Genomic DNA, 25013 nt, shown 5'->3' with positions numbered 1-25013 from the left:
GTTCGCCGTTCGGCTTCTAGCGGATTTTGCCGTCGGGCCAAACCGGTCTTTCAGGGTGGTGTGGGAATTCGACATTCCCAAACCCCGATGGAGTATGGGAAGTCGCGTGATGTCACGTCCGCAAGACGCGGTAGATGGCCGGGATCACCAGGACAGTCAGCAGGGTCGAGGAGATCAGGCCGAACAGGAGCGAGATTGCCAGTCCCTGGAAAATCGGGTCTGTCAGGATCACGGCGGCCCCGATGATTGCGGCCAGGGCGGTCAAGAGGATTGGCTTGAACCGAACGGCACCTGCTTCGATCAGCACGTCTGTCAGCGTGCGTCCCTCCCGGTTCGCGTGCCGAATGAAGTCGACCAGCAGAATGGAATTGCGCACGATGATGCCCGCGAGTGCGATGAAACCGATCATCGAAGTGGCGGAGAATGGCGCGCCGAACAGCCAGTGACCGCCGAGGATCCCGATAAAGGTCAGCGGAACGGGTGTCAGGATCACGAGCGGGATCTTGAACGAGCCGAACTGCGCCACGACCAGGATATAGATGCCGAGCAGGGCGATCATGAAGGCAGCGCCCATATCGCGGAAGGTCACCCAGGTGACTTCCCATTCCCCATCCCAGAGCAGTGTTGGCTCGTTTTCGCTGTGCGGTTGGCCATGCAGGGCAATGACAGGCTTCGGCAGCCCGGTCCAATCCTGCGCGTCGATCGCCTGCTGCACCGCAAGCATGCCATAGAGCGGTGCCTCGAAACTGCCGGCCAGTTCAGCCGTCACCATTTCGGCGTTGATGCCGTTGTGGCGGAAGATCGGCAGCGCCGTCATTTCGTCACGGACGCGCACGACATCTCCGAGTTCAACAACTCCCTTGTCACCCGGCAGGACATTCGCCGGCATCGGGGTGGACAGGAAACGCTCGTCGATCACTTTGTCGCTGCGAGGGCGTTCCAGGCGGATCGGTATCGGCGGGTGCCCCTCCCCACGATGGGAGTAACCGATCGTTTTGCCATTGCTGAGGATGGCGATCGTATCGAAGACGTCGCTCTCCTCGACCCGGTAGAACTCCGCATCATCTGTCGAAATGACCATACGCTTGCGCGGAGCCGCAACGCCGTAGGAGTTGTCAATGTCCACGATGAAAGGGACCGAGCGAAACGCGTCCTCCACCTTTGCCGCAACCGCGCGGCGGATTTCTGGAGTGGGGCCGTAGATTTCAGCAAGCAGCGTAGCCATGACCGGCGGGCCGGGTGGCGGTTCAACGACCTTAAGGCTGGTTCCCTGCGGAACGGAGATTGCCTTGATGCGCTCGCGGATGTCGAGTGCAATGTCGTGGCTCGTGCGGTCCCGATCATCCTTTGGCGTCAGGTTGATGGCGACATCGCCCTGATGCGATGCCGAGCGCATGTAGGACTGACGCACAAGCCCATTGAAATTGTAGGGTGCTGCTGTTGCGGAGTGGGTCTGAACGGAGATCACTTCTGGCAGGTCTAGTGCCAGTCGCGCGACCGATTGCACCACGGCATCCGTCGTCTCCATCGTCGAGCCTTCCGGAAGGTCAATGCTAACCTGAAGTTCGGATTTGTTGTCGAAGGGAAGCAGCTTTACCGTGACGTGCTTCGTATAGAAAAGTGACAGCGAGCCAAGTGTGAGCAGTCCCACGAGAGCAAGGAACACCCAGCTGCGGGTCTTGGTGGCAAGGATAGGACGTGCGGCGCTTGCATAAATGCGTCCGAGCCGACCGCCGGTTTCGTGATCGGTCCCATGACCGTGGACAGGCACGTTGCCGGCCACCTTCAACATCAACCACGGTGTTACAATGACCGCGACAAAGAAGGAGAACACCATCGCGGCCGAGGCGTTGGCAGGGATGGGGCTCATGTAAGGGCCCATCAAGCCGGAAACGAAGAGCATTGGCAGCAAGGCGGCGACGACCGTCAGAGTCGCGACTATGGTGGGATTGCCGACCTCGGCAACCGCTTCGATCGCGCTTCGGCGACGCGAACGGTCTCCGCTCATTCCCCAGTGGCGGGCGATGTTTTCGATTACGACGATCGCGTCATCGACCAGAATGCCGATGGAGAAGATCAGCGCAAAAAGCGAGACACGGTTGAGCGTGTAGCCCATCAGCCAAGACGCAAACAGGGTCAGGAGAATGGTGACCGGGATGACAATCGCGACGACGAAGGCTTCCCGCCGACCGATTGCCAGCCAGACCAGAGCAATGATGGAAACGGTCGCAAGGCCCAGATGGTAGAGAAGCTCGTTGGCCTTATCGTTGGCTGTCTGGCCGTAGTCCCGCGTGACCTCGACAACGACCTCATCGGGGATCAGCTTGCCTTTGAGGCCTTCAACCCGATCCAGAACCGCGTTCGCAACGACGACGGCATTTGCACCCGCGCGCTTGGCAATCGCAAGGGTGACGGAGGGAACGCGTTTGATCTCGTCTCCCTCTTTTATCACGGTCGAAACGAGAGCGTCGCTGGCTCCCGTGACAAGGCCGATCGTTGCCACGTCTCGGACATAGACTGGCCTGCCATCCCGTGCCGTCAGCAAGAGATTGCCTATGTCGGATGGGGACGAGAGAGTGGCACCGGCCATGACGTCGATCTGCTGCCCATTTGCACGGACCTCGCCGGCCGGGACGGCCGAGTTCGCACCGCCGACTTTCGCGGCGAGTTGCTGAAGGGTGATGCCGTAGAGCGCCAGGCGCTCAGGTTCAGGTGCGATTCTCAGAATTTCATTCGTCTCGCCAACCAGGTAGGTCAATCCAACATTGTCCACCTTGGCGATTTCGTTGCGAACCTCCCGCGCGATCCGAGTGAGATCGTTGGCTGAGACGTCACCTTGCGCGCCGGTCGCCGGCCGGAAGGTTAGCGTCGTGATGGCAACGTCGTCGATACCGCGACCCACGATTTTGGGCTCGGCAATGCCAACGGGAATCCTGTCCAGATTGGCGTTGACCTTGTCATGCACACGGAGCACGGCGGCATCCGGTGACGTGCCTACGAGGAACCGGGCCGTGACGACGACCTGATTGTCCATCGAACGGGAATAGATATGTTCTACGCCATTGATGCTCTTAACAATGGTTTCCAAAGGCTGCGTGATCAGTTTTTCCGCGTCGTCGGCTTTGAGCCCCGGTGCCTGGACGGTGATGTCGACCATGGGGACGGAGATTTGCGGCTCTTCCTCACGCGGCAGCGCCATCAACGCGACGAGGCCGAAGGCCAGCGCAGCGATCAGAAACAGGGGTGTGAGCGGCGATATGATAAAGAAACGTGTCAGATTACCGGCGATGCCCAGGTTGGCCATCGGCGTATCATCCTTTTCGGACTCTGGAAGCACCTGCTTTGTCGGATTGGTCATGGTGTCACCACGATGTCGCCTTCGGCGAGACCAGACAGGATCTCGATCGCCGCATCTCCACCAGTCTCCACGGCTTCGCCAGCGAGTACCGCGCGTTGAACGTTGCTATCGTTCTGCTTTACTGTGACGAAATCGACGCCCGCATGGGTGGTGAGGGCGGCTTTCGGGACTAAGATCGCCTGCCTTTGACCAATCGGCAGTTCGACCAACACCCGACCGCCAACGAACCGCGTTTCGAGATCTGGGACGTCGACATCCGCAGTTACCCTTCCTCCTTCAATCGAGGGATAGAGCTTGGCCAGCGTCCCGGTCAGCGGCTTGCCGGCTGCATCGATCCGGATCGGAGCGCTCTGACGTAGATCCTGTGCGTGGCGCTCGGGAATGGTCAAGCGCAAGAAGAGGCCGCCCCCGGCGATAGCGGCAATGGTTTCTCCTGCCATGACAACGGCGCCTGTTGTCACGGGGACGGCGACCACCTGACCGGACGATGGGGCTATGACGGCACCTTCGGCCGATTGCTGAATGATGACGGACCTTTGGGCTTCCGCTGCGCCAATCTGATTGGCGATCACATCGGCCTGGGTGCGCAACTGGTCCAAGCGTTGTGTGCTGGTGGCGCCGCTGCGGACCAGCCGCTCGGCCCGGTCGAGTTCCGACCTTGCGTCTTTCAGCGACGCCTGAAGGCCGGACAACTGAGCGTCGATCGCTTTTATCTGGAAGTCGAGCTTGTCGTCTTTGATCTCGGCAATGATCTCGCCCGCTTCCACGAAGTCTCCCTCCGTGACCCGCAATTCTGCAACGCTGCCGCTCAACCGAGCGCGGGCGGCCACGCTGTTGCGCGGCTGGATCTGGCCGTAGACCGCCTTCATTTCCGGAACGAGCGTGCTTTTGATGGGGAGCTCGGCTGCCTGAGCCGCCATCGCATAATGGGTAGAAAGAGCAACGGTCAGGACGACAAGAGAGTACGCTTTCATTGGCTATACCTCAGAAGGCCGCGCCTGGGCGAATGCCGAGCTTGCGAAACAGCGCGGCTGCGGGACAAAATCCGGTAAATGCCGATTGCATCAGATTAACTCCGATGAAGACCGTGAACCAGACAAATCCCGGGTGGACGAAGTGGGTGAGGAGAACCGAACACAGGACCATGAGGCCTGCGAAGGCGAGGACGGCGCGATCTACTGACATGCTATTTCTCCTAGATTTGTATCTACGACACTACGTATATATTAGGTAAAAGAAAGTCAATGCTAGTCTGAGACTTTGGAGAGGGATGCTTCCGGCCGGGTCGGCTTATTCGGCGCAGGTGCCGGATTTGCAAAAACTTTCGTAAAGGGTGCTGATCACAGCGCGCGCCGGTCCGCTTTCGATCCTATACCAAATGGTCTGACCGTCACGGCGCCCGGCGATGATCTTCTCGCGTCGCAGGAGGGCAAGGTGTTGCGAGACAGTGCTGTCTCGGATTCCAAGAAACTCCGCAAGCTGCCCCACGGAGTGTTCTCCGTCTGCAAGGCGGCAAAGAATAAGCAGTCGGTAGCGGTTTGAAAGCGACTTCAGAAGTTCGCTCGCCATATCGGCACCGGATTTCATCGATTCAGCGTCTATCTTCATATATACGAATATATATCCATCCTTCGGATATTCAAGCCCTTTCAGTCCGGTGACTTCGGCCTTGTCTCTTCAGGGCAAACCTGCCGGTAGGCGAAGTGCGTCACGGCATCGGTGTATACATTCACCGGCTATATAGGCACATTCATCAACTTTTCCGGCGTTTCCATCAATGGGATTTGACATTCTGTATACAGCGTGGCTCACTGTGAGCGTCTGAGGAGGAAGCAGATATGTCCAAACCCACGTTCCCGTTGAATGCCTGGTACGCGGCTGCCTATGATGTCGAGCTAAAGCGCTCGCTTCTGGCGCGCACGATTTGCAACAAGCCCGTCGTGCTCTATCGCAAGGAAAATGGCAGCCCGGTCGCGCTTGCCGATGCCTGCTGGCACCGCTTGGTGCCCCTGTCGCTCGGGCGGCTTGACGGCGACAATGTGGTTTGCGGTTACCACGGTCTTGAGTATGACGAAACCGGCCGTTGCGTCTACATGCCCTCGCAGGAGACGATCAATCCTTCGGCCTGCGTGAAATCCTATCCCATCGCCGAGAAACACCGTTTCATCTGGATCTGGCCGGGTGATCCGGCGCTGGCGGATCCGGCGCTCATTCCCGACATGCATTGGAACCAGGACCCCGACTGGGCCGCGGATGGGAAGCTCATCGAGGTGAAGTGCGATTATCGCCTCGTCGTCGACAATCTGATGGATCTGACGCATGAGACCTTCGTGCATGGATCTTCGATCGGCAATCGTGCCGTGGCGGAGGCGCCTTTCGAGGCAAGTCACTCCGATCGGTTCGCCTATATTACCCGATGGATGGAAGACATCGACCCACCCCCCTTCTGGCGCAAGCAATATGGCAAACCGGGCCGCGTCGATCGCTGGCAGATCATTCGCTTCGAGGCGCCGTGTACGGTCACGATCGATGTCGGCGTTGCCGAAGCCGGGACTGGTGCGCCGCAGGGCGATCGGTCGAAGGGGGTCAACGGTTATGTTCTGAACACGATTACGCCTTCCACGGACAAGACCTGTCTTTATTTCTGGGCCTTTGCCCGGAATTACGACCTGAAGAACCAGGCGCGTACGCACGAACTGCGCGAAGGCGTGGCAGGCGTCTTCCGTGAAGACGAAGAGGTTCTGGAGGCGCAGCAGCGGGCAATCGATGCGAATCCGGACCATCAGTTCTACAATCTCAACATCGATGCCGGATCCATGTGGGCCCGCAAACTGATCGACCGGATGATCGAAGCGGAGCAGGGGCCTGCACGCCTGCATGTTGCAGCGGCGGAGTGATATGACACAAGCAACGGAATCGGTGCCGAAACAACAGACGCTGAAGGCCCTTTCGGGTCTTCGCGATCTGGTGCTGAAAGGGGAAATCGAGCCGGGTGAACGACTGTCGGAAGTCGCACTGGCCGCGCGGCTTCAGGTTTCCCGGACGCCGCTTCGGTCCGCCCTACAGAAGCTGGAGCAGGAGGGGCTGGTCACGCTCATTCCGTCCGGTGGCTACTCCGTGAGATCCTTTTCCCGCCAGGATGTGATCGACGCGATCGAACTGCGCGGTGTCCTCGAAGGAACGGCGGCAAGGCTGGCCGCCGAACGCGGCGTCGATCCGAAGAGGCTTGAAGCGATTACGGCCGTGGTGGAGGCGCTGGACAGCGTGGTGACAACGGATCCATCCGCGATGGATTTCGGACGCTATGAGGCGTTGAACGCCGAGTTTCACAGGCTGCTGGCCGGTCTCTGTGGCAGCGAAGTCTTGCGGGGCGAGATCGAGCGGATGACGAGCCTGCCTTTCGCCAGCCCGAACGCGTTCGTCAACACGGAGATGGATGTCCCAACCTTCCATCGCAGCCTGCTGGTCGCCCAGGCGCAACACAAAGCGATCGTGGCGGCAATCTCGCTCAGGGAAGGGTCGCGTGCCGAAGCGCTCGCCCGGGAACATGCGCGACTGGCGCGGCAAAATCTGGATTTCGTGTTGGAGGAGCAGCCGGACCTGCGCGGCAAAGTCCTTGCGCTGGCATTGATGTCGGGGTGACCGCCGTTCGGGAGACGGTTGGTCGAGGAGAATGAGGAGGAGGAATCATGCGGTCGAAACTGGAATGGCGTCGTGCCGTGGTCACCGATGTCGAAACACCGGCCGAGGATGTGCGGGCGGTCACCTTCACCGTCGATGGTTTGCGAAGCGGTTTCGACCCGGGTTCGCACACCAATATCAAGGTTACCATTCGCGGCGAACCGGCACTGCGGACCTATACGGTCATACCCAGTGCACCGGGCACGCTGAAGATCGCGGTGAAGCTGCATCCGAACAGCCGCGGCGGATCGGCTTTCATCTGGCAATTGAAGCCCGGTGACGAAACCGAAATGACGGAGCCGGAGAACCGGTTCGAACTGTCCTGGCGGGCGTCGCACTACCTGTTGGTCGCAGGCGGGATCGGGATCACGCCCATTTACGGCATGGCGCGGGCGCTGACCGCGCGCGGGCAATCGGTCCATCTTCTCTACGCCGCACGCAGTCGTGCCCAGATGCCCTTCATTCGCGAGCTTGAAGACCTTTCGGGCCTGGAGATGACCGCTTTTCTTCAGGACGAAGGTCAGATGCTCGATCTCAAATCTGCCTTTGCTGCCCTTCCGCCGGACGGCGAAGTCTACATCTGTGGCCCTCACGGGCTGCTGGAAGCCGCCCGCACAGTCTGGGAAGAGAGCGGGCGACCGATGAGCCGTCTGAGGTTCGAAGTCTTCGGAGACAGCGGACGCTTCATTGAGCAGCCTTTCGAGGTGGAAGTGGCCGGCACCGGACGCCGCGTCAGCGTGCGCGCGGACGAGAGCATGCTTGATGCCCTCATGGAAGCTGGTGTCGACATGATCTACGATTGTCGCAGGGGCGAATGCGGCTTGTGCGCCGTGGGGGTGGTGGAGGCGACTGCAACCATCGATCATCGCGACGTGTTCTTCTCGGCCGAGGAACGTCATGCGGCAGCAAAGATGTGCGCGTGTGTTTCGCGCGTCTGCGGCGGGACAGTGGTAATCGACACCGGATACCGACGGGAGTTCGCGGCCTGACAGCGGGGCGGCCGGGCAACGCAAGAACTTGCAGTCGACGCCGCCTTGCGAATCGTCATGTTATGTTGCCGATCGCAGGGAGTGGAACCATGGACGATGCGCAGGCCGCCGCCAGACAGGGGCACCGTCCGATCCATCCCGGTGTCGAACCATATCTGATGCTCCCTGTGTGGAAACGGGGAACGGCTCTTCTTCAGCACGAGGATTTCGAAGATGCCGTATGGCAATACTGCCGTGCGATGGTCGAGCCCAGCAGCTTTCGCTGGCCGTCCAACAAGATCTTCGCCCAGAAGATGCGCTACCTCACCTGCTACATGCTGATCGGCCTCGAACGACGTGCCCGGATGGGATTGGCGCCCGCACCCAGCATCAGCGATCTGCAGGCGGTGGTGCCCGGCAGTTCTCGCCAGGTGAGCGATCTCATCGCCGGCTTGCGGGCCGGCGGCTACGTGCTCGCGGAGCGGAGCGCGTCGGATCGGCGATCGGTCGAGTTGCGGGCCACACCTGCCTTGGTGCAGGAGGTGGCGCGGTCTCCGCTTGCCTTTCTGGCTGCCTCGGAGTGTCTCCTGCCGCCGGCGTCCTCACTGGCGGGCCGTTTGCGGGCCGATCCGGTGATGCTGGCGGATGTGGTCGGCCTTTCGGTCATGCACTACCAAGAGCAGGATGCGCTCTTCGGGCCCTTCGCTACCGTGGTCGATTTCACCGGCCGAGACAGCGGTTACCTGATCCTCACCGCTGTCATGGGGGCCCATCTGTCCCAGTCCACGGGGCGGATATGGGATCTGCCGCTGAGCTATGATGCGCTCGCCCAGCGTTTTCATGTGTCGCGTCAGCATGTCGGGAACGTCTTGGCCCATGCGGCTCGAAGCGGGGTCTTCATCACCAGGGCTGGCCAACTTCAGTCGATTTCACCGGCTTTTGTCACTGAATTTGCCACTTGGAGCGCCGGCCAGATGGCGCATTATCGCATGCTGGCCGAAACGAGCCTCGCATCTGATCTGCAGGGTTGAAATTTTCACCGGCACGCGGGATTCGTACATAAATTTAGAAATTCATTAAGTGCTGGTGCGTAGAGTGATTCCAGTTGCGCACCCAAGCTATGGTCCGGCTGTGTCGAGTTGCCGGAGTCATCGATACACAGGGAAAGTGCCTGAAGCGTTCCGCGGGAGGACCCCAGATGAATACCACGTCGAATGCCGCTGATGCTCTCGAGATCATCGCGTTCCGTCTCCACCAACAGGAATTCTGCGTAAAGACCACATCCATTCGCGAAATCCGCGGCTGGGCACCGGTCACGCCCATTCCCCATTCTCCCTACGAAGTTCTTGGCGTGATGAACCTGCGTGGCACCGTCATCCCGATCGTCGATCTCGCCGTGAAGCTCGGCATGCCGGCTGCCCAGGCGACCGAGCGTAGCGCCGTCGTTGTTACCGAAGTCAACGGGATGACCGTTGGTCTGCTGGTCGACGGTGTCTCTGACATTCTGACCGTCGCAGGGAGCACGCTGCAACCGCTGCCGGCTGCGACCGGTCCAAGTGCCGCCTTCTCCGACGGCATCATCGCCCACGACAAGAGCATGATCTGCTTCCTCAGCCTGGAGCGTATGTTCGGGGAAGACGATCCGTCTTCTTGGGGCATGGCGGCCTGATCCCAGCGGCTGGCGGACTGACCGCCAGCCTGCTCCCCTCATTGAAGGGAAGCGCCATCTTGCGCGCTGTTCGTCATACTTTATTTGCCATGGTGACAGAACGAGGCACCACCTAAAGGGTGCGCTCACGAAGAATTGCGACTTTTTAAAGATTTCGAGCGCAAATCTCCTCGTATGGCGCTTTCGCAATTCCCATCTTTGGCGCAGGATGATGTCGGAGGACTATCGTGGCTACGCAATCCCCGAATACCCAGACCGAAGAACTGCTCGGGCGCCTGAAAGATGCGCTTGCCGGCACGCATGGCCGTGCCTTCTCGGCGGACGCCGTGCGGACTCTGGTGTCGCTCGAAGTCGCCGAGTGGAACGACGACTGTCGTCCCGAGGACGGCGCCGGCGAAGCCGTCCGCGCCGATGGGCCGCTTATCAATCACCGCATCCGACTCTCGTCCGAGTGACTCTCGGTTCAATTCTGCGCCGTTATGGTGCAGCTGATGCGGCGCCCCTGATACAGGGCGGTTTGATTTCCGCCGAGTTTCGAATTGTTCAGCGGACGGATCGATCCGAGTTCCCTTTCCATCTTCGTATCGTTGCTCAGGGCCACATAGGGTTCGAGCCAGGCGAGGGATGACAAGTTGGCTTTCAGTCCCGGCTTGACCGTCTGGCTCTTCCCGTTGATTTTCTGGACGAGTTTGGGATCCTTGACGGCCTCGATGGAGAAACGCGCCATCGTTCCCAGTTTGCCGATATCCGCACCTCCCTTTCCATAGCCGGCGTCACACAGCCTTGCGACGGATGTGACCAGCGGCGTCATAGCGTGCAACTGGTAATGAAGCGCATACCGCATGCGGTTCATTTCCAGCGGCAGACTGCCGTCCGGGGATGCGCCGTCGATCATGGTCTTGTTGCTCATGATCGCCCAATCCACCAAAGCCCGATCCTCGGTCAGAATACCGACTTCACCCACGCCGAGACTTGCCCAGGCGCGCAGGTTGTTACGGGAAGCGCCCTTGGTCGCCTCGTTGTCGAAGAATTCGACCGTCTCGCGGGCTCTTTTGAGAAGCCAGGACTCGATGGTTCGCTGCTTGTCGCCCAGACCCGGCACCTGGTTGCGGGCCTCGGCATAGGCAATCGCGATGCCGCCAATCCGTGAGGGAACCGACAGCTTGGCGTTGGGCGTTTTCATGTCGTTCAAAGCGTCCGCCTTGGCCCAGACATAGACGTTGTCGATGACGCAGCGCTGGTACAGGCGCCGTGTCGCGATGTCTTTCTCGGTGCCCGCTTTGATCACTTGCTTGGCGAGATCCTGGATGAATTCGTCGATCGGCTTCAGTGCTTTCGTCACCTTTGCGTCGCTGTCTTCGTCCAGATCGGAGCGGGACTTCGAAGCGGCTTCATAGCGGCTGCCGAAGCCGAGGCTCATGACGGGTTTGGGGGCGGGGAAGCAGGTCTGCTCGGCCGCTCCTGCGGTTGTTGCGCCGCCGAGCGCCGTGCCCGCAAAAACCAGCGCCGTCGCTGCGGCTAAAGCGAGCCTGCCTTCAACATCATGCTTCATCGATCAACCCTCCGTTCCTGCCTTGTTGAGCTTCAGCACGTAGGTAGCCTGCGCGTAGCCGGCCTCTGCGGCCTTGGCCATCCAGTGTTGTGCTGCGTCGAGTGCGGGCTTCGTCCCGGAGCCGTAGGCATAGGCCTGTGACAGAAGGAACATGGCTTCACCATCGCCGGCTTCCGCGGCTTTTTTCAGCCAATCGAAAGACGCAAATACGGCTTTGTCGTCTTTCGGGTCGTCACGCATCAGCTTTGCCAGTTCCCGCATGGCGACCGGCTGGCCGAGATCGGCCGCCTTTCGGTAGAGTTCCTTCACGTCGATGCGCTGGGTCACGATGCGTCGGATCTCTGGCTTCATGTTCGACAACATTACCAGCTTGTCGGTCACCGTTTCCGGCTCGGACCGGGCAACCAGATCGACGAAGATGTCGCTCGCCTTCTTCGGGTCGTAGGCCGTTCCGGTGTTGTCAGCATAATGTTTGACGAGGCGATAGAAGGCGGCCGGTTCGCCAGCCTCGCGTGCCTCGGCATAAAGTTGGAGAGCGGTGTTCTTCATGTCCGGCGCATTCAGTGCCATGTACATGTCGCCGATCTTCACCTTGCGCCAGGCGTCATCGCCGGCGATGTGCGAGGCGATGGTCAGCCAATGCTGGGCGTCTTCCGGCTCATGACGCATCGCGAATTCGGCAAGGGCCATGCTGTCATCGTAATCGCACCGCTGGGTGCTGATGGCGCGGTCGTAATAAAGCTTGCGTTCGCCTTCGCTATGCGCATTTTCCGCCAGGAGAAGCTGGGCAGCCATGTCGCCACGGTCGCGCAGGACGGCGGCATAGGTGTCGAGCGGTGACGAGAGCGGATTGAGATCCGATCCGCTGATTTCTTCCAGGAGTTTGACCGCGCGGCCGGAACCGCTCTGCGCCAGAGGGGACAGGATTTCGCGGGCAAGGGCCATGCTTTCCGCATCGCTCGCGTAATTCTTGACGAGGAAGCGGGCGAAGCTCAGACCGGCATCGACCGTCATGCCTTCGCCGGTCATCTGGATGGTTTTCCTCGCCTCGTTGACGTTGCCTTTTTCGAGGTTCTGCTTGAACTCGAGCAAGGCCGCCTCGACGGTTGCACCGCGACGCACTTCTGCCCGCTCAGCCCAGAACTTCAGCACCTGATCGGAATAGCCGGCGCCCTTCAGGTAGCGCTGGTAAATGGCCAAGGCGCTGGCGCGGCCGTAAAGCGCCTGGGTCTGTATCGCCGCGATGACGAGCGGATCCTTGAGTTCGGGCAGTTGATCAATCTGATCCGGCTCCAGATCGAGCGTCTTGTTGCCCGCACCCGCCTCGATGTTTGCCCAGTAGTCGGCCGTCGAAAAATTCGGACCCGCCGGGTCGACGCACAGATACACGCGCTGCAGCTTTGCAATCGCGTTGATGTCTCCGTTGATATGCGTAGCGTTGGTGAGCAGGTCGGCGGAGCGGGCGATCGTGGTCGGCTTCAGATCCGTGCGCAACAACAGTTCGGCCAGATCGATGCCGCCCTCGATGTCACCACGCTTGACGGCTTCTTCGAGAAGCGGGCGAACCGCCGGGGCGGATTTCCAAAGACCTTCACGCCCCTGAATGACACGGGCAAGGCGCGTGAACGCCCAGGCCGGTGGGTCGTTCCTTTCGATCAGTTTATGCACGATCTCTTCGTAGGCTGCGGCATCTTCCGGTGATGTGTCGCGGGTCGCTTCCAGCATTTGCGCCTGCTTGATCAGGCCGGCCTGGTTGCCCTGCTGCTCGGCGGTCTTGAAGTAAGCGAAAGCCTTTTGGCGATCCTGGGGCACGAGTGCACCTTCGGCGTAGAGGCGGCCCATTTCAAGGATCGCGGACATGTTGCCGCCATCTGCAGCCTTCTTCAGATATTTGACGAGAACATCGTTGTTCTTCTGCACCTTCTCGCTGAGAAGGTTGTATTCCGCGACCTTCCAGGCGGCAGTCGTGTCACCAAGATCTGCTGCGAAACGGTACCAGGCAAGACTGAGGTTGGGGTCCTGGACGACAATCTCTCCGCCGTCGTACTCCCGTGCAACACGTCCGACGCGGTCGCAGATGCCTTCGTCCAGGACACCGACCAGTGTGCCGAACGCCATGTTGACCGCCAGTTCCGGTTCGATCTGCCAGCCGTCGATCTGCTCACCGTCCTTCGTCATGCGGGCCAGATCGAGAATGGCGTCGGCGTTCCCTCCATAGGCGGCCTCGACCTTCAGTTTCAGGCCCTTCTGGCGATCGGCCGTGATGCCCTTTCCATCCAGGAGGAAGTCTGCCAGCGTGTTCAGCGAGCCGGCGCTATGGCCACCCATGTCGAGCAGTTTCTGAACCAGTCCCTGGCTCTTTACCTCGTCGGTCTGCCCCATGGCGACCATCAGTTTGACTTTGTCGAACAGGGAATCCTTTTCGCCATAGTTCGCCTTGATGGTCGGCAAAAGCTCCTGGACGCGGCTGATGACGGGTTCAAAGCGTCGGGCGTCGAGGTCGCGCAGCCGGTTCATGTCGCGCGTGATGGTATAGACCTCGCGCTTGGGCAGTCTCTTTCGATCCCAGGTCGTCCAATCCGCGATCATGTCTTCATCCCGAACGGGCGGGCTGCAGATCGGCGCCTTCGGAAGTTCGACGTCCGGCGGCATGAACCGGACGTCGATGGGTTCGCTTCTTCCGGGAGTTCCGGCGGCTATCGTCACTACGCCTGCCATCAGCAGCGATTTCGCCAGTCTTGCAATCGTCATGATAAACCTCCGGAACCTGTCTTTGCGAATTAGCGGGAAATGGTGCTCGGGACGGCCACGGCACCGACCTTGTCGCCGGCGCCGGTCACGACCACAGTGACGCCGGCAAGCCGCTTGAATTCGACCTTGTCGAGCTTGGCGATCTCCTTGTCGCCTTCGCGCACGACAAGGTCGACATTGAGCGGCGCCCTGAGCGCGACCGACTTGGACGCGCCGCTGTCGACGTCGGACACTGCTTCGGCACCGGCCTGGGGCACGAAGAGGTCGATGTCGGCCTTTTCCGTCAGGTTGTAGAGGCTGAGCGTTGCCTTGGACGGGTTCTTGGTCATGTCGTCCTCGATCGTGACGACGTCGCCTTCCGTCAGGATCGCCGAATAGAACTTGCCGGCCGCTGCCTTGACGCTGCCCTGACCCGCGCTTGCTGTCACCGCGATGTCTCCAGGGGCGACAGCAACATAGGGCGAGACGCCGTTTTCAAGCTGGTTGAAGGAGCTGGAACCGACCGTGGCGTTTGAAGCACCCGGTGCGATGACGCGGACGAAAGCCGAATTGGGATCCAGCGGTTTTGCATAGAGGCCGCCGTCATCCGCATGAGCCGGGACGCTGAACGCGAGGGTTGCGGCTACGGATGCGAGCGTGAGAATAGGGGTAATGCAGGTCTTCATGACTGTTCTCCTGTTTTGGTCTTGCAGACCGATAGAGCGGTCGTTTCGCCGACCGGGGCGTCGAAGGAGACGGAAACCTTGCCGAAGGCATCAGCCGGGATTCCGCCGAGCGAGAGGAAGTAGCGGCCGGTTGCGCGCAAGCGGTCGCCGCGTTCCATGGAGCGCGTGCGAACGGTGCCGTCCGCGCCGGTGAAGGTGAAAGTGACATTTCGACTGACATCACTGCCGATGTCGGCGAGAAGCACGTCGTCGCCGCCGAGTTTCAGGGAGGAAAGATCACCAGCAACCGTCTTTTCGTCGACCGGCTTCGCGTCTATCTGTGTCCCACAGTCGCCAAGCGATGCAGCGATGATCTCGGCCCAAGGGGCAGCCCCGAACTGACCAAGATTGTTGTAGATCGGGTTTTCCCAGATCATGAAGCGCGGGCGCTGCTCCTGGAATTCACGCGAGGTGACGTAGGAGAGGATCGAGCCGAACTGGTTGCCGCCCGAGATCGAATAGTTATCGACCGGGATGCCCGTCCAGTGTTCCAGATAGCCGGCGAAGTTGCTGATCGGCTTGTCCGAGTAACTGGTGCCGATAAGGGCTATGGTCGCTTCGTCGCCCCCCCCGAAAATGTCCATCGAGCCGGCGTCTGCCGCAGCTTCCTCGCGCACGGCCTCATAGGCATGGGCTGTTACCGTGGGTACATGGGTGACGCAGTGCTTCTGCAGGAGTTCGCGCATGCTGGAATATTCCGGTTCTGGCTTGACCTCCTGCATGGCGAAACCAACCGGCTTGACGTCCTCATACGCCGGCAAAGTCTTGATCTTGTCGGCGAGAGCCTTGGCCGCGATCCCAGCGCCATGAGCGGTCCAGTGAAAGTCGGCCTGGAAGAAGGCGTATTCGCCAAACTGGTTGCGATTGTTGTTGCGCATCGGCGTTGCGATATCGACCGCCGCGACGCCCTTCGCTTCCAGACGGCGGACCACGTCGTCATAGATCTCGGCGGCAATGTTCGCGTCAAAGCCATAAAGCGCGGCGCGGGCCGGCACCAGTTCGGGCAAGACTTGCGATTTGGTCGGAAGCGGGACGTATATCAGCGTCGTGCCGTTCTTCTCCAGCGCCTTTGCCATGGCCGCCAGATTGTCGATGGTCTGTTCGGTGAAGGCGTGCTGCAGGCGCAGGTCGGCGAGGATACGGAAGAACATGCCGTCCTTGCCCTCGATCATCTGAAGCTCCGACACCTCTTCAAGACCGCTGCAGCCGAAGGAGGAGCCGGTTTGATCCGGGTCACTGCTGCCGGCGGCAAAGGCGCTCGTCGTTGCAGCAAGGCTCAGCACCGTGAGAGCCGTCCCCACTAGATACGCTTGTTTGCGAGTTCTGGTCATTGTTGAACCTCCGCGTTGGTGCCGGTGGCCGGCTGTGTCAGTTGCGCCAGCAGGTTGCTGGCCGCCGCCTTCATCCCGACGCTGCCCTTGTCGCGTGCGATGTCGAGGTAGCGGGTCGCCTGTTCTGTCTGCTCAGGCGTGCGGCTTGGCTGTGAGAGGAGCATGACCGCCATGCGGAAGGCGGTGTCGCCGTTCTTCCTGCCGGCGCCGGATGCCAGCAGGCTTTCCAGTTCATCACGCTTTTCGCCAAAGGGGCGTCCCAGGCTGTAAAGCTCGATAAGCCCATCGACCGCGACCGCATTGCCCTTCCTGGCCTGGGCGCGGAGGGCAGCCTCTGCGCTTGCCAAATGCGACGGGGACAATTCCAGCTGATCGTTGGCGAGAATGTTCAGCATATGACGCACGGCGTAGCTGCGGCCGTCATAGGCCGCGAGCGAGAAGTAATGCAGAGCATGCGTCGCGAGTTTCGGGTCTGCCTGCTTCTGGATGCGTTCGGCCAGCTTGAAAGCACCCACGCCATCGCCGGCGTCAGCCAGAGCCTGGAGCTGCTTATAGGTGACGCGCTTGCCGGCAAGCAGGTTCTTGCGCGTCGCCTGCAGCGCGAGCGGCAGATGCGAGGCTGGCCCCATCGTCTTCTTCCTGACCGGTTTCGCCGGTTCTTCCTTCTTCGTCGAGAAGAATGGGGTCACGGCTTCGGCAGGGGCTGCCATCAGCAGGCCACCGATGAGAGCGGAAAGGAGCGCGCTCCGGGGTAAGAGCTTCCTGGCGTGATCAGACATTGCTGTCTCCCACGCCGCCATGATGACCGCCGCCACCACCCTGGCTCTTGCGTTCCCACAGCGTCGATGTACCGAGATAGCGGATCGGGAACTCCCAGACGACGACGCTTGGCTGGGTGTCCTGAAGGGCTGTGCCTTCCAGAAGATCCATCATCGGGACACCGGGCCCCAGGCCTTCCTTCGCCACGTTGACGACATCGGTCACCAGCGACTGGCGCAGGAAGTCGACGAAGGACCAGTTTTCATTGGCGCTGTAGCTGGTCCCGACCAGCATGACCGGAACCTTGGTTTCGGTACCGAAAAGATCGGTACCTGCCGCATCGGCATCGACCGCTGTCCGGTAGATCGGGATATTCTCCTGCTTCAGGCCGATGCCCGGGGCATAATCGGGAGAGGTGATGTAGGTGGTCAGGTCACCCCAGATATCGACGGGTGTCTGCCAACTCGCCGTCACTGTTTCCGGCGGCAGGGACATGCCCGATGCCTGGATCGTCGACTGGACTGCTTCGGCAGTGATCTTGGCGCCTGTGGGCGTCCAGTGGGTGTCGGATTTCAGGAAGAGTTCGCCGTACTGCTTTGCGGAGAGCATGGCGGCGCGGGTATCGACCACCGTCATGCCCTTCGCCTTCAAGGCGGCCGAGAAGTCGGCATAGGCAACCTGCATGGCATCGGAGCGCATGACGTCTGGCAGATGCTCGGCATAAATATCAGACTTCGCCGGCAAGGGGACCATCACCAGCTGGATACCGGCCTCTGCCAGAGTGGCCCTGACCTGATCGATCTTCGCGACCGCGCTGTCGATGTCGGCGGGCTTGACGCGCTTGAACTCCTCACCGGTGAAGAACCAACCGTCCTCACCGATGATGACACCCCTGCGACCGGAGCCAAGAAGGGCGTAGCGGGCATTGCCGATGACGCCGACGGCGGGGTCGCGGTGCGGCAGTTCACTCTTGTACAGCGCGTCGAGATCCCGTGTCGCCTCGCCGTCGATGACATAAGAGAGCGACAGATCGTTGACCTTGCTTCCCTTGGCATCCGTTGGCGTGTCAAGGAGCATGGTGGAGTTGGCATAGATCGCGTAACCGAAGAAGACTGTCGGCAGCAGCAGGGTTGCGGTGTGCTGGCGTAGCTTGCTCATGTTCAATCTCCCGTCAGAACTGGAAGTAGAGGAAGGGCGAGACCGATTGCTCGGAGAGCCGGGCGACGGTGACCACGAGAAGCAGGCTCATGGCGATCGGATAGGCGAGCGAGGGGCGGGCAACCGCGACACCATTGCCGGTCACCTGGAAGCCGTGGGCTTCCGCCGAGATTTCGGCATCGGTCAGCTTCTTGAAGTAGGGCTCGGCAAAGACCGCGATGATCGCCAGGACCAGGAAGAGAATGTTCTCGCGGGTGACGTTGGCGAGGAACTCGATACCGGGTGCTATACCGTTCAGGCCGAGCATGCCGCCATAGACCGTGAAGGCGCTTTCGACAGTCGCTGCCCGGAACATGACCCAGCCGATGAGCACCAGCACCAGAGTGATGGGCAGGGAGATAAGGCGCGGCGGTGCCTTTTTGGCCCAACCGGTGTAGCGTTCGATGGCCAGCCAGCCACCGTGCCAGGCACCCCAGATGACGTAGGTCCAGGCAGCACCATGCCACAGGCCGCCCAGCAGCATGACCAGGAAGAGGTTGACGTAGGTGCGGGCCGAGCCTTTGCGATTGCCGCCGAGCGGAATGTAGAGGTAGTCGCGCAGCCAGGTGGAGAGGCTGATGTGCCAACGCTGCCAGAACTCGGTGATCGACAGGCTGAGATAGGGCGTGTTGAAATTCTGCTTGAAGCGGAAGCCCATCATCAGCGCGAGGCCGATCGCCATGTCGGAATAGCCGGAGAAGTCGAAATAGAGCTGCAGCATGTAGGCGATGGCGCCAAGCCAGGATTCGACGGCCGTCGGGTTGGCCATGGAGAAGGCCTGATCGGCGATCGGAGCGACGGTGTCGGCGATCAGCACCTTTTTGGCCAGGCCAATGGTGAAGATGTAGAGGCCGGAGGTGAAAATCGGCAGCGAATGCTCGCGCTTGATGAACTGGTCGGTGAGATCACGGAAGCGCAGGACCGGGCCGGCGATCATGTGCGGGAAGAGGGCCATGAAGGCGGCGAAGTCGACGAAGCTGCGGGTCGCCGGCGTATCCTTGCGGTAGACGTCGACGATGTAGCCGATGGCGTGGAAGACGTAGAAGGACACGCCGATCGGCAGGATCAGCTGCCAGTGGTAACCGAGTTCTTCCGGGGTCGTTCCAATCAGGGCAGCAAAGCTGTCCATGAAGAAGTTCAGATACTTGAAGATGCCAAGCACGATCAGGCAGCCGATGACGCCGACGATCAGTGTCGTCTTGGCGCGGGCCTGGCCTTCCCATCGATCAATCAACAGGCCGCAGCCATAGGCCCAGGCGGTGACCGCGATGAAGAGCAGCAGGAAATCGGCGCGCCACCAGCAGTAGAAGATGTAGGAGCCGATAAGGATCGTCCACGACCGCAGGCGTTCCGGCGTCAGGTAATAGGCCGACAGGAACAGGGGTAAGAAGAGGAAGAGGAAAGTCTCGGAGGAGAAGACCATGAACTAGCTCCCAGTCTTGCAGTCAGGCCGGGATGTTGGCCCGGTTGTCGACGTTGCGTTGGGGTGGATGGTGAAGGCTTGCTGCACACCCTCGGGAGACGAGGAGGCGCGGAGAAGTGCGGGAACGTAGTTTGAGAATTCGCCGTCGAGCAGGATGGGTGACTGGCCGGCGAAATCATTGGCGTTCAGGGTCACTTCGCTGGCGGAGCCGCCAAAAACGCCCGATTTGTTGGATGAGAAGGCATTGTCGGCGACCGTGATCACCGCATCTTTCTGCTGGTCGAGGATGGAAACGCCGGCACCGGCGTTGGCGATCAGGTGATTTCTCGACAGGGTCAGCGCATCGCCTGACCGGATCTTGATGCCAACCTGGGCGTTTGAAACAACGACATTGTCGGCCACGTCGATACAGGCGCTGCGCACAACCGAAATTCCGCCGCGACCATTGCCTGCGAGGAGATTGCCGGTGATCGTGACGTCTCGAACGTTATTGGCGACGAAGATGCCGCTGCCGCGATTGCCGAGGATGATGTTGCCGGCAATCTCGACATCGGAGCTGGAATTCTGCACGTCGATCGCCTGGGCCTTTGCGGTGCCGGTCACGACATTGTCTAGAACTCGGCTGCGCGTGATGCCGCTGAAGGCGATTGCGGGACCGGCCATGTTCTGGAAGCGGTTGGCAACGATCGAGATATCGCGCGCATTTTCGAAGGTCAGCGCCCTTACGCTCACGAAACTGCTGTCGATGAAGTGGGTCTGCAACTTTGCCGGATAGAGCGCCGCGCCGATGATCGACAGCCCGCTGGTCACGCTGTTCTCACCGTAGCCAAGATTGGCGAACCGGGCCTTCTGCGCCTGGATCGCGCCGGTCATGGCGGTGGCGAGGAAAGGACGAAAGGCGGGCATTGATGCATTGGTATCCGGTGTGGAGGCCAGACCCGCCTGGTTGATGGTCAAGAGGCCGGAATTGAGAATGAACGCGCCCTCACGGGTCGACAGTTCCAGCGTCTGGCCGGGCTCCACAACCAGGGCTGCGTCCGACCAGATGACGATCGGCCAATGGGCGACATAGGCTCCACCACGACGTTCGATCGCTCCCGGATGTTGTTTCTCGGTGAGCCTTGCGAGCTCGCCGAGCGCGATCGAGCCGCCTCGAACGAAGAGGGCAGTCGCATCCTTGTCAGCAACAGCTTTCTGGGTGTCAGGCGCAAATCTTCCGCCGGTCTGGAGACGCAGCTGCGCCAGCATGAAATCCACCGGGATCGTGTGCAGTGTCGCCCGTCCCGGGACGGTGTCGAGGGGCGGGGTCTGCCGTTTTTTCCAGACGCCAATGTCCCCCAGCTCGTCGGTCAGCAGGGCGGCTGCATCGGACTTTCGGGCGTCGATCGGTGCGAGGCGCCGCCCGATATGGCCGATCGTTTCGGTCAGCCGCGCCAGACCGGCTTGACCGATCTGTTCGGCGCGGGCGCCGACAGCGGTCGAGGCCATCATCAGCGCCAGGAGAATGGGAAGACCCTTCCGCATCTTTTTCCCTCAGCTATGAACGAGTTGCAGGGTGACCGGTGCGTCGGCGACTTCGACAGCGACGTCGCAGACCACTTCCACGAGCTGCATCTCCGCTTCAGGGCCGCAATAGATGACGGCGCTGTCGCCGGCCGCGACTTCGAAGTTGTCGCCGACCCTGACCGGCCGGGTCTGGGTGCCGGTTTTCAGGAGACCGGAGCCGGTGGTCACCGTCACCATGCGATGGACGGCGGGGTTCTGTGCCATGGGCAGCATCGTTCCCGGGCGCAGCGTCATCATGCGCAGTTCATAACCCGGCCCGCTCTGGACACGGCGGACCTCGCCCCAGGCCATCTGGTTGCGCATATGCTGGGCAAGTTCGCGGCGCTTGATCGTCTCGAGCTTCTTGACGATCTGCTTGACCTGCTGTGCCTGGTCACGGGTGGTGATCAGCAGCGCATCGTCCGTATCGACGACGACCACATCCTCCATGCCGACCACTGCGACCAGTTTGCTGGAGGCGCGGACATAGGAGTTGCGGGTGTCGATGCTGATGACATCGCCGCTCAGCACGTTCCCATCCTCATCTTTCTCGGCGATGTGGTGCAGGGCGTTCCAAGCGCCGACATCGCTCCATGCGACGAGCAGCGGTGCGATGACCGTGCGCGGCGAATGTTCAAAGACGATGGATTCCGTCGGCAGGTTGGCGGCGGGAACAAGCGCTTCGGCGTTCAGATAGAGCGCATGTTCCGAGTGCCGCGCGAGCTCGAGTGCCGATGTTACGGCGTCGAAGGTCGTAGGGTCGAGCCGCTGAAATTCGCCGATCAGGACGTCGGCGCGGAAGAGGCTGATGCCGGAGGCCCAGTAGGCGCCTCCTGCATTGATGAGGGACGTCGCGACCTCGACCGGCGGCTTCTCGATGAAGCTCGAGACCTTGCGGGCGCAGGTGAGCGTTTCCAGCTCACCACCATCGACGATGTAGCCATAGCCCGTTTCCGGATATTCCGGGGGCACGCCAAAGAGGACGATATGGCCCTGTTCGGCGGCCTTGCGGGCAGCCAGTACATTGGCCGGGAGGTCACCCTTGACGATATGGTCCGAGGGGATGACGCAGATCAGCGAAGCCGGATCTGTCTTGGCGAGCATCAGGGCGGCCGCGAGCACGGCGGGGCCGGTATTGCGGGAGATCGGTTCCGCGATCACGCGGGCCGGGCATTTCAGGTCGTTCAGCTGCTGCAGAACGGTCGCGACATGGGCGCTGCTGACTGCCACGATCGGATCGGCGAAGCCGGGGGCGCGGTGGCGCTCGACGGTGGCGTGGAAGAAAGTGGTTTCGGAATTGCCGTCGATGCGTTGGAACTGCTTGGGGTGTTCCGTGCGCGAGAGGGGCCATAACCGTGTGCCGATGCCGCCGCAGAGGATGAGTGGGTGAACGTCTAACATGGCTGCTCCTGATAACTCGTTGGAGTGATTGCGCGGATGATCTGCCTAGACGTGTCGGTCAGCTCGTCGACTTGGCGTCGAACCACTGGGCGACCTTCTGCCTGGCGGCGAAAATGTGCCTGTTGATGATGCGGACAGAGACCGGTGCGCCGATCGCGGCCTCGGTGAGGTCCGCCTGTGGGGCGATCAGCGCCCGAACTTCGCCCTGATTGCCGACCGGCTTCAGGGCCTGGGCATCGCGTGCCAAGGTGCCATAGGCAACCTCACCGCCGGCGAGGCTCAGTTCAGCAATGTCGCCGGCGACGAGTTGCTTGGCCTGTTCGGCGGTGACGACCGCCTGGACCACGGGAGCGGTTGCCTTGTCGATGACCTCGACAATGGTGTCGCCGGCCATGACGGTCGAACCCTCTCCGGCGTTCATGGGGAGAACCTTGCAGTTGCAGGGCATGTTGATGCTGAGCGTCGTGCCGGAAACGGACTGGAGGGTGTAGAGGACTTCGCCGCGCTTGGCGCCGAGATTGAGATAGGAGATCTGGCCGCTGGCCACGGCCCTGAGAGCCTGGCCGCCGGTGGAGAGAACTGCCAGTTGCTGCACCTCCTTGGAGAAGACGCGCTCATAGACCAGTTTCACCGCGACACCGGCCAGCGTCAGGCTGAGCGCAACCGTTGCCACCACCTTGACGGTACGCCCGATCAAGTTGCCGATTGTGGCCTGGCCACCCTGCCTTTTGCTTCCCGCAACGGTTGCACGTTCGCGCAGGCTGATGATGCCGTCGACCGAGGTGATGTCGCCGGCGATGTGACTGTTGAGCAGATAACGCAGGGTGGGCAGATGATCGCCGGTGGGCTCCAGGAAATCGAGGCGCAATTCGCCGGTCTCGGCATGAATGCGGCTGATGCGGACATTGACTTGGAGCGAGATAGTGTAGCCGTCGAAATCGAAGCGCAGAACGGCGATGCGCTCCCGGCCTTCCAACTCCGGTCCGGCGAGGCCAGAGACGGTAGCGGAAACCAGTGAAAGGCTCTGGCCGTTGAAATGACGCCCGTCGATGACGGCGGCAAAGGGAATGTTCGTTTTCGGATGCTCGGTTCCGTTGTCCAGGAGGACCGGAAAACCGGTGGACGGCTGCGCAAAGGTTTGAGGGGCGGTGTCGCGGGCGGCTTTCGTATCGATTTCCATGGTCTCTATCCTTCGCGGTTAGATGATGTTGCCGACATAGGCCACGCCGAGGATGAGCCATCCGAGGGCAAGGCAGTGCATGTAGGTGGAGCTGAGGGCGCGCCAGCGTTGGCCGACGGGGAGGGGCTTTCCGCCGCCTGAGGTCGTCTGGCGGGTCCATTTCTGGCGATCGAGGCGGAAGAGGATGAAGCTCTTCACGACGGCACCGCCGACCTGGCTGAAATACAGCAGGAAAGGAAAGGTGATCGGGAAACTGCGGCCACGGAACGCCATGATGACGGTGCAGAAGCCGTAGCGGGTGAACATGACCCAGGCGAAATAGATGGGAAGGATCCAGGGGCTGACGAAAGCAGCTGCGAGCAGGATGCTCGCCGGACCTGCCAGCGTGGTCCAGATCGACAGTGCCTGATCAAGCACGGACCACCAGGTGAAATAGCCGATCTGGGAGGCAGGCAGGGCAAGTGCGCGGCCGTTGGTGCGCAGCATGTTGCCGAACCAGCGGGTCATCAGCACGATCGCCGAGCCGAAGAAGCTGGGATAGGGTTGGGTTTCGATCGACAGCGTGCAGAGATCCGGCAGATAGAGCATCTTGTAGCCGCGCTGCAGCAGCCAGAACCAGGTGGACTTGTCGTCGCCGGTCAGAAAGTTGACGCGACCCAGGCGCCAGTGATCGATGAAATCGTGGCGCACGAGTTCGACAAAACCCGGATCGGTGGCGAGGCTGGCGCGAAAGATCGACATGCGGCCGGTCAGGGTCAGCACCCGTTCTCCGAGGGACATGGACGACATCATGACGTGGCGCTGCGAGAAGCGGAGATCGAACCAATCGCGGAAGAGCCGGCCACCCTGCGTGTCGCTGAGTTCATCAGTCGTCACGGCGCCGACGGCAGGATCCGTGAAGAAGGGCAGGCTGCGGTCAACCACGTCGATCGGTACGCAGCTGTCTCCATCGACGAAGACCACGATATCGTTGCGTCCGGGATTGAGTTTGGCGATGGAGCGCAGCGAGGTGGCGAGGGCATCCCGCTTGCCGGTACCAGCGATCTTGTCGATCTTCAGGCCAACCATGGCCTTGCTGCCGGGATGGCGGGCGGCGACGGATTCCATCACACGACGGATGAGACGTGCATCGGCTTCGTCCACGATCGAAGCGACGATGGTCGCTCCGCCGGCTGCGGTGTAGGCCGCCTCGAAGATGGAGCGGTAGACGCGGGTCGAGATCTCGGGCGCGATCTTGTAGGTCGTTACGAGAAAATAGGCGTGATCCTTCAGGCCGCGGGCGGCATAAGCCTCGGCGGCAAGACGCCGCCGCCGAGGATAGGCGAAGTTGAGGAAGTAGGCGGCCCGCGCCAGGTTGATCCCGGCCCAGGCATAACGCCAGGCTCCGATGAGACCGACAGTGATCAGGGTGCCGGAGACCGCGGATACGGTCGGGTGGGGCACGCTGAGCGCCAGGATCGTCATGGACAGGAGATAGATGACGTGGGCCAACAT

At 61.0% G+C, this 25013-nt stretch carries 21 protein-coding genes; 6 read left to right on the top strand and 15 right to left on the bottom strand.

The annotated features are described in order from the left end of the window. Positions 1–112: 112 nt before the first annotated feature. The 4 genes from ACT53S_RS13455 to ACT53S_RS13440 all read right to left on the bottom strand — a co-directional run bounded on the left by ACT53S_RS13455 (position 113) and on the right by ACT53S_RS13440 (position 4966). Positions 113–3304 carry an efflux RND transporter permease subunit gene (locus ACT53S_RS13455; RefSeq protein WP_476067485.1) on the bottom strand — a complete coding sequence of 1064 codons (3192 nt, stop codon included), beginning with the start codon at positions 3302–3304 and terminating at the stop codon, positions 113–115. Between the two features lie 50 nt (positions 3305–3354). Continuing rightward, positions 3355–4332 carry an efflux RND transporter periplasmic adaptor subunit gene (locus tag ACT53S_RS13450; protein ID WP_476067357.1) on the bottom strand — a complete coding sequence of 326 codons (978 nt, stop codon included), beginning with the start codon at positions 4330–4332 and terminating at the stop codon, positions 3355–3357. A 10-nt stretch (positions 4333–4342) separates the two neighbouring features. Beyond that, positions 4343–4543 (bottom strand): YgaP family membrane protein, encoded by a 201-nt coding sequence (locus ACT53S_RS13445; protein ID WP_113378610.1) that lies wholly within the window; start codon positions 4541–4543, stop codon positions 4343–4345. Positions 4544–4648: 105 nt separating this feature from the next. Next, the gene (locus tag ACT53S_RS13440; protein WP_476067356.1) at positions 4649–4966 is read right to left on the bottom strand and encodes an ArsR/SmtB family transcription factor; all 318 of its coding nucleotides are present in this window, start codon (positions 4964–4966) and stop codon (positions 4649–4651) included. A 230-nt stretch (positions 4967–5196) separates the two neighbouring features. Between ACT53S_RS13440 and ACT53S_RS13435 the strand changes: the two genes are divergently transcribed. The 6 genes from ACT53S_RS13435 to ACT53S_RS13410 all read left to right on the top strand — a co-directional run bounded on the left by ACT53S_RS13435 (position 5197) and on the right by ACT53S_RS13410 (position 10131). Beyond that, positions 5197–6255 carry an aromatic ring-hydroxylating dioxygenase subunit alpha gene (locus tag ACT53S_RS13435; protein WP_113378608.1) on the top strand — a complete coding sequence of 353 codons (1059 nt, stop codon included), beginning with the start codon at positions 5197–5199 and terminating at the stop codon, positions 6253–6255. Between the two features lies 1 nt (position 6256). Continuing rightward, positions 6257–7000 (top strand): GntR family transcriptional regulator, encoded by a 744-nt coding sequence (locus tag ACT53S_RS13430; protein ID WP_476067355.1) that lies wholly within the window; start codon positions 6257–6259, stop codon positions 6998–7000. 47 nt (positions 7001–7047) lie between these two features. Next, positions 7048–8028, top strand: coding sequence for a PDR/VanB family oxidoreductase (locus tag ACT53S_RS13425; RefSeq protein ID WP_113378606.1), 981 nt, complete (start codon positions 7048–7050; stop codon positions 8026–8028). Between the two features lie 89 nt (positions 8029–8117). After that, entirely contained in the window at positions 8118–9038 is a 921-nt protein-coding gene (locus ACT53S_RS13420) for a MarR family transcriptional regulator (protein ID WP_476067354.1), read from the top strand. Positions 9039–9205: 167 nt separating this feature from the next. After that, positions 9206–9676 carry a chemotaxis protein CheW gene (locus ACT53S_RS13415; protein WP_113378604.1) on the top strand — a complete coding sequence of 157 codons (471 nt, stop codon included), beginning with the start codon at positions 9206–9208 and terminating at the stop codon, positions 9674–9676. Positions 9677–9903: 227 nt separating this feature from the next. Beyond that, the gene (locus ACT53S_RS13410) at positions 9904–10131 is read left to right on the top strand and encodes a hypothetical protein (protein WP_476067353.1); all 228 of its coding nucleotides are present in this window, start codon (positions 9904–9906) and stop codon (positions 10129–10131) included. Positions 10132–10139: 8 nt separating this feature from the next. Here the strand turns inward: ACT53S_RS13410 and ACT53S_RS13405 are convergent, their stop codons facing one another. The 11 genes from ACT53S_RS13405 to ACT53S_RS13355 are packed head-to-tail and all read right to left on the bottom strand — an operon-like array spanning position 10140 to position 25013. Further along, entirely contained in the window at positions 10140–11228 is a 1089-nt protein-coding gene (locus ACT53S_RS13405; RefSeq protein ID WP_476067352.1) for an alginate lyase family protein, read from the bottom strand. A 3-nt stretch (positions 11229–11231) separates the two neighbouring features. Further along, positions 11232–13979 (bottom strand): tetratricopeptide repeat protein, encoded by a 2748-nt coding sequence (locus ACT53S_RS13400; protein ID WP_476067351.1) that lies wholly within the window; start codon positions 13977–13979, stop codon positions 11232–11234. A 29-nt stretch (positions 13980–14008) separates the two neighbouring features. Continuing rightward, a complete protein-coding gene (locus ACT53S_RS13395) occupies positions 14009–14644 on the bottom strand; it encodes an alginate O-acetyltransferase AlgF (protein ID WP_476067350.1) in 636 nt (211 codons plus the stop codon). After that, positions 14641–16014 carry an alginate O-acetyltransferase AlgX-related protein gene (locus tag ACT53S_RS13390; protein WP_476067349.1) on the bottom strand — a complete coding sequence of 458 codons (1374 nt, stop codon included), beginning with the start codon at positions 16012–16014 and terminating at the stop codon, positions 14641–14643. The genes ACT53S_RS13395 and ACT53S_RS13390 overlap by 4 nt, the downstream gene beginning before the upstream one ends. Then, positions 16011–16793, bottom strand: coding sequence for a hypothetical protein (locus tag ACT53S_RS13385; RefSeq protein WP_142072139.1), 783 nt, complete (start codon positions 16791–16793; stop codon positions 16011–16013). The genes ACT53S_RS13390 and ACT53S_RS13385 overlap by 4 nt, the downstream gene beginning before the upstream one ends. Then, complete coding sequence (locus ACT53S_RS13380; protein ID WP_476067348.1) at positions 16786–17931, bottom strand: alginate O-acetyltransferase; 1146 nt, start codon at positions 17929–17931, stop codon at positions 16786–16788. Before ACT53S_RS13380 ends, ACT53S_RS13385 begins: the two co-directional genes overlap by 8 nt. 13 nt (positions 17932–17944) lie before the next feature. Then, positions 17945–19393 carry an MBOAT family O-acyltransferase gene (locus tag ACT53S_RS13375; RefSeq protein ID WP_476067347.1) on the bottom strand — a complete coding sequence of 483 codons (1449 nt, stop codon included), beginning with the start codon at positions 19391–19393 and terminating at the stop codon, positions 17945–17947. Positions 19394–19396: 3 nt separating this feature from the next. Then, on the bottom strand, positions 19397–20917 hold the full coding sequence (locus ACT53S_RS13370) for a right-handed parallel beta-helix repeat-containing protein (protein WP_476067346.1): 1521 nt from the start codon (positions 20915–20917) through the stop codon (positions 19397–19399). Between the two features lie 9 nt (positions 20918–20926). Then, positions 20927–22339 carry a mannose-1-phosphate guanylyltransferase gene (locus ACT53S_RS13365; protein WP_476067345.1) on the bottom strand — a complete coding sequence of 471 codons (1413 nt, stop codon included), beginning with the start codon at positions 22337–22339 and terminating at the stop codon, positions 20927–20929. A gap of 58 nt (positions 22340–22397) precedes the next feature. After that, positions 22398–23519, bottom strand: a complete 1122-nt coding sequence (locus ACT53S_RS13360; RefSeq protein WP_476067344.1) for a pilus assembly protein PilZ — start codon at positions 23517–23519, stop codon at positions 22398–22400. A gap of 18 nt (positions 23520–23537) precedes the next feature. Further along, the gene (locus ACT53S_RS13355) at positions 23538–25013 is read right to left on the bottom strand and encodes a glycosyltransferase (protein WP_476067343.1); all 1476 of its coding nucleotides are present in this window, start codon (positions 25011–25013) and stop codon (positions 23538–23540) included.

Source organism: Allorhizobium sp. DMC15 (assembly GCF_056314065.1).
This window is presented reverse-complemented; position numbering and strand designations above follow the sequence as displayed.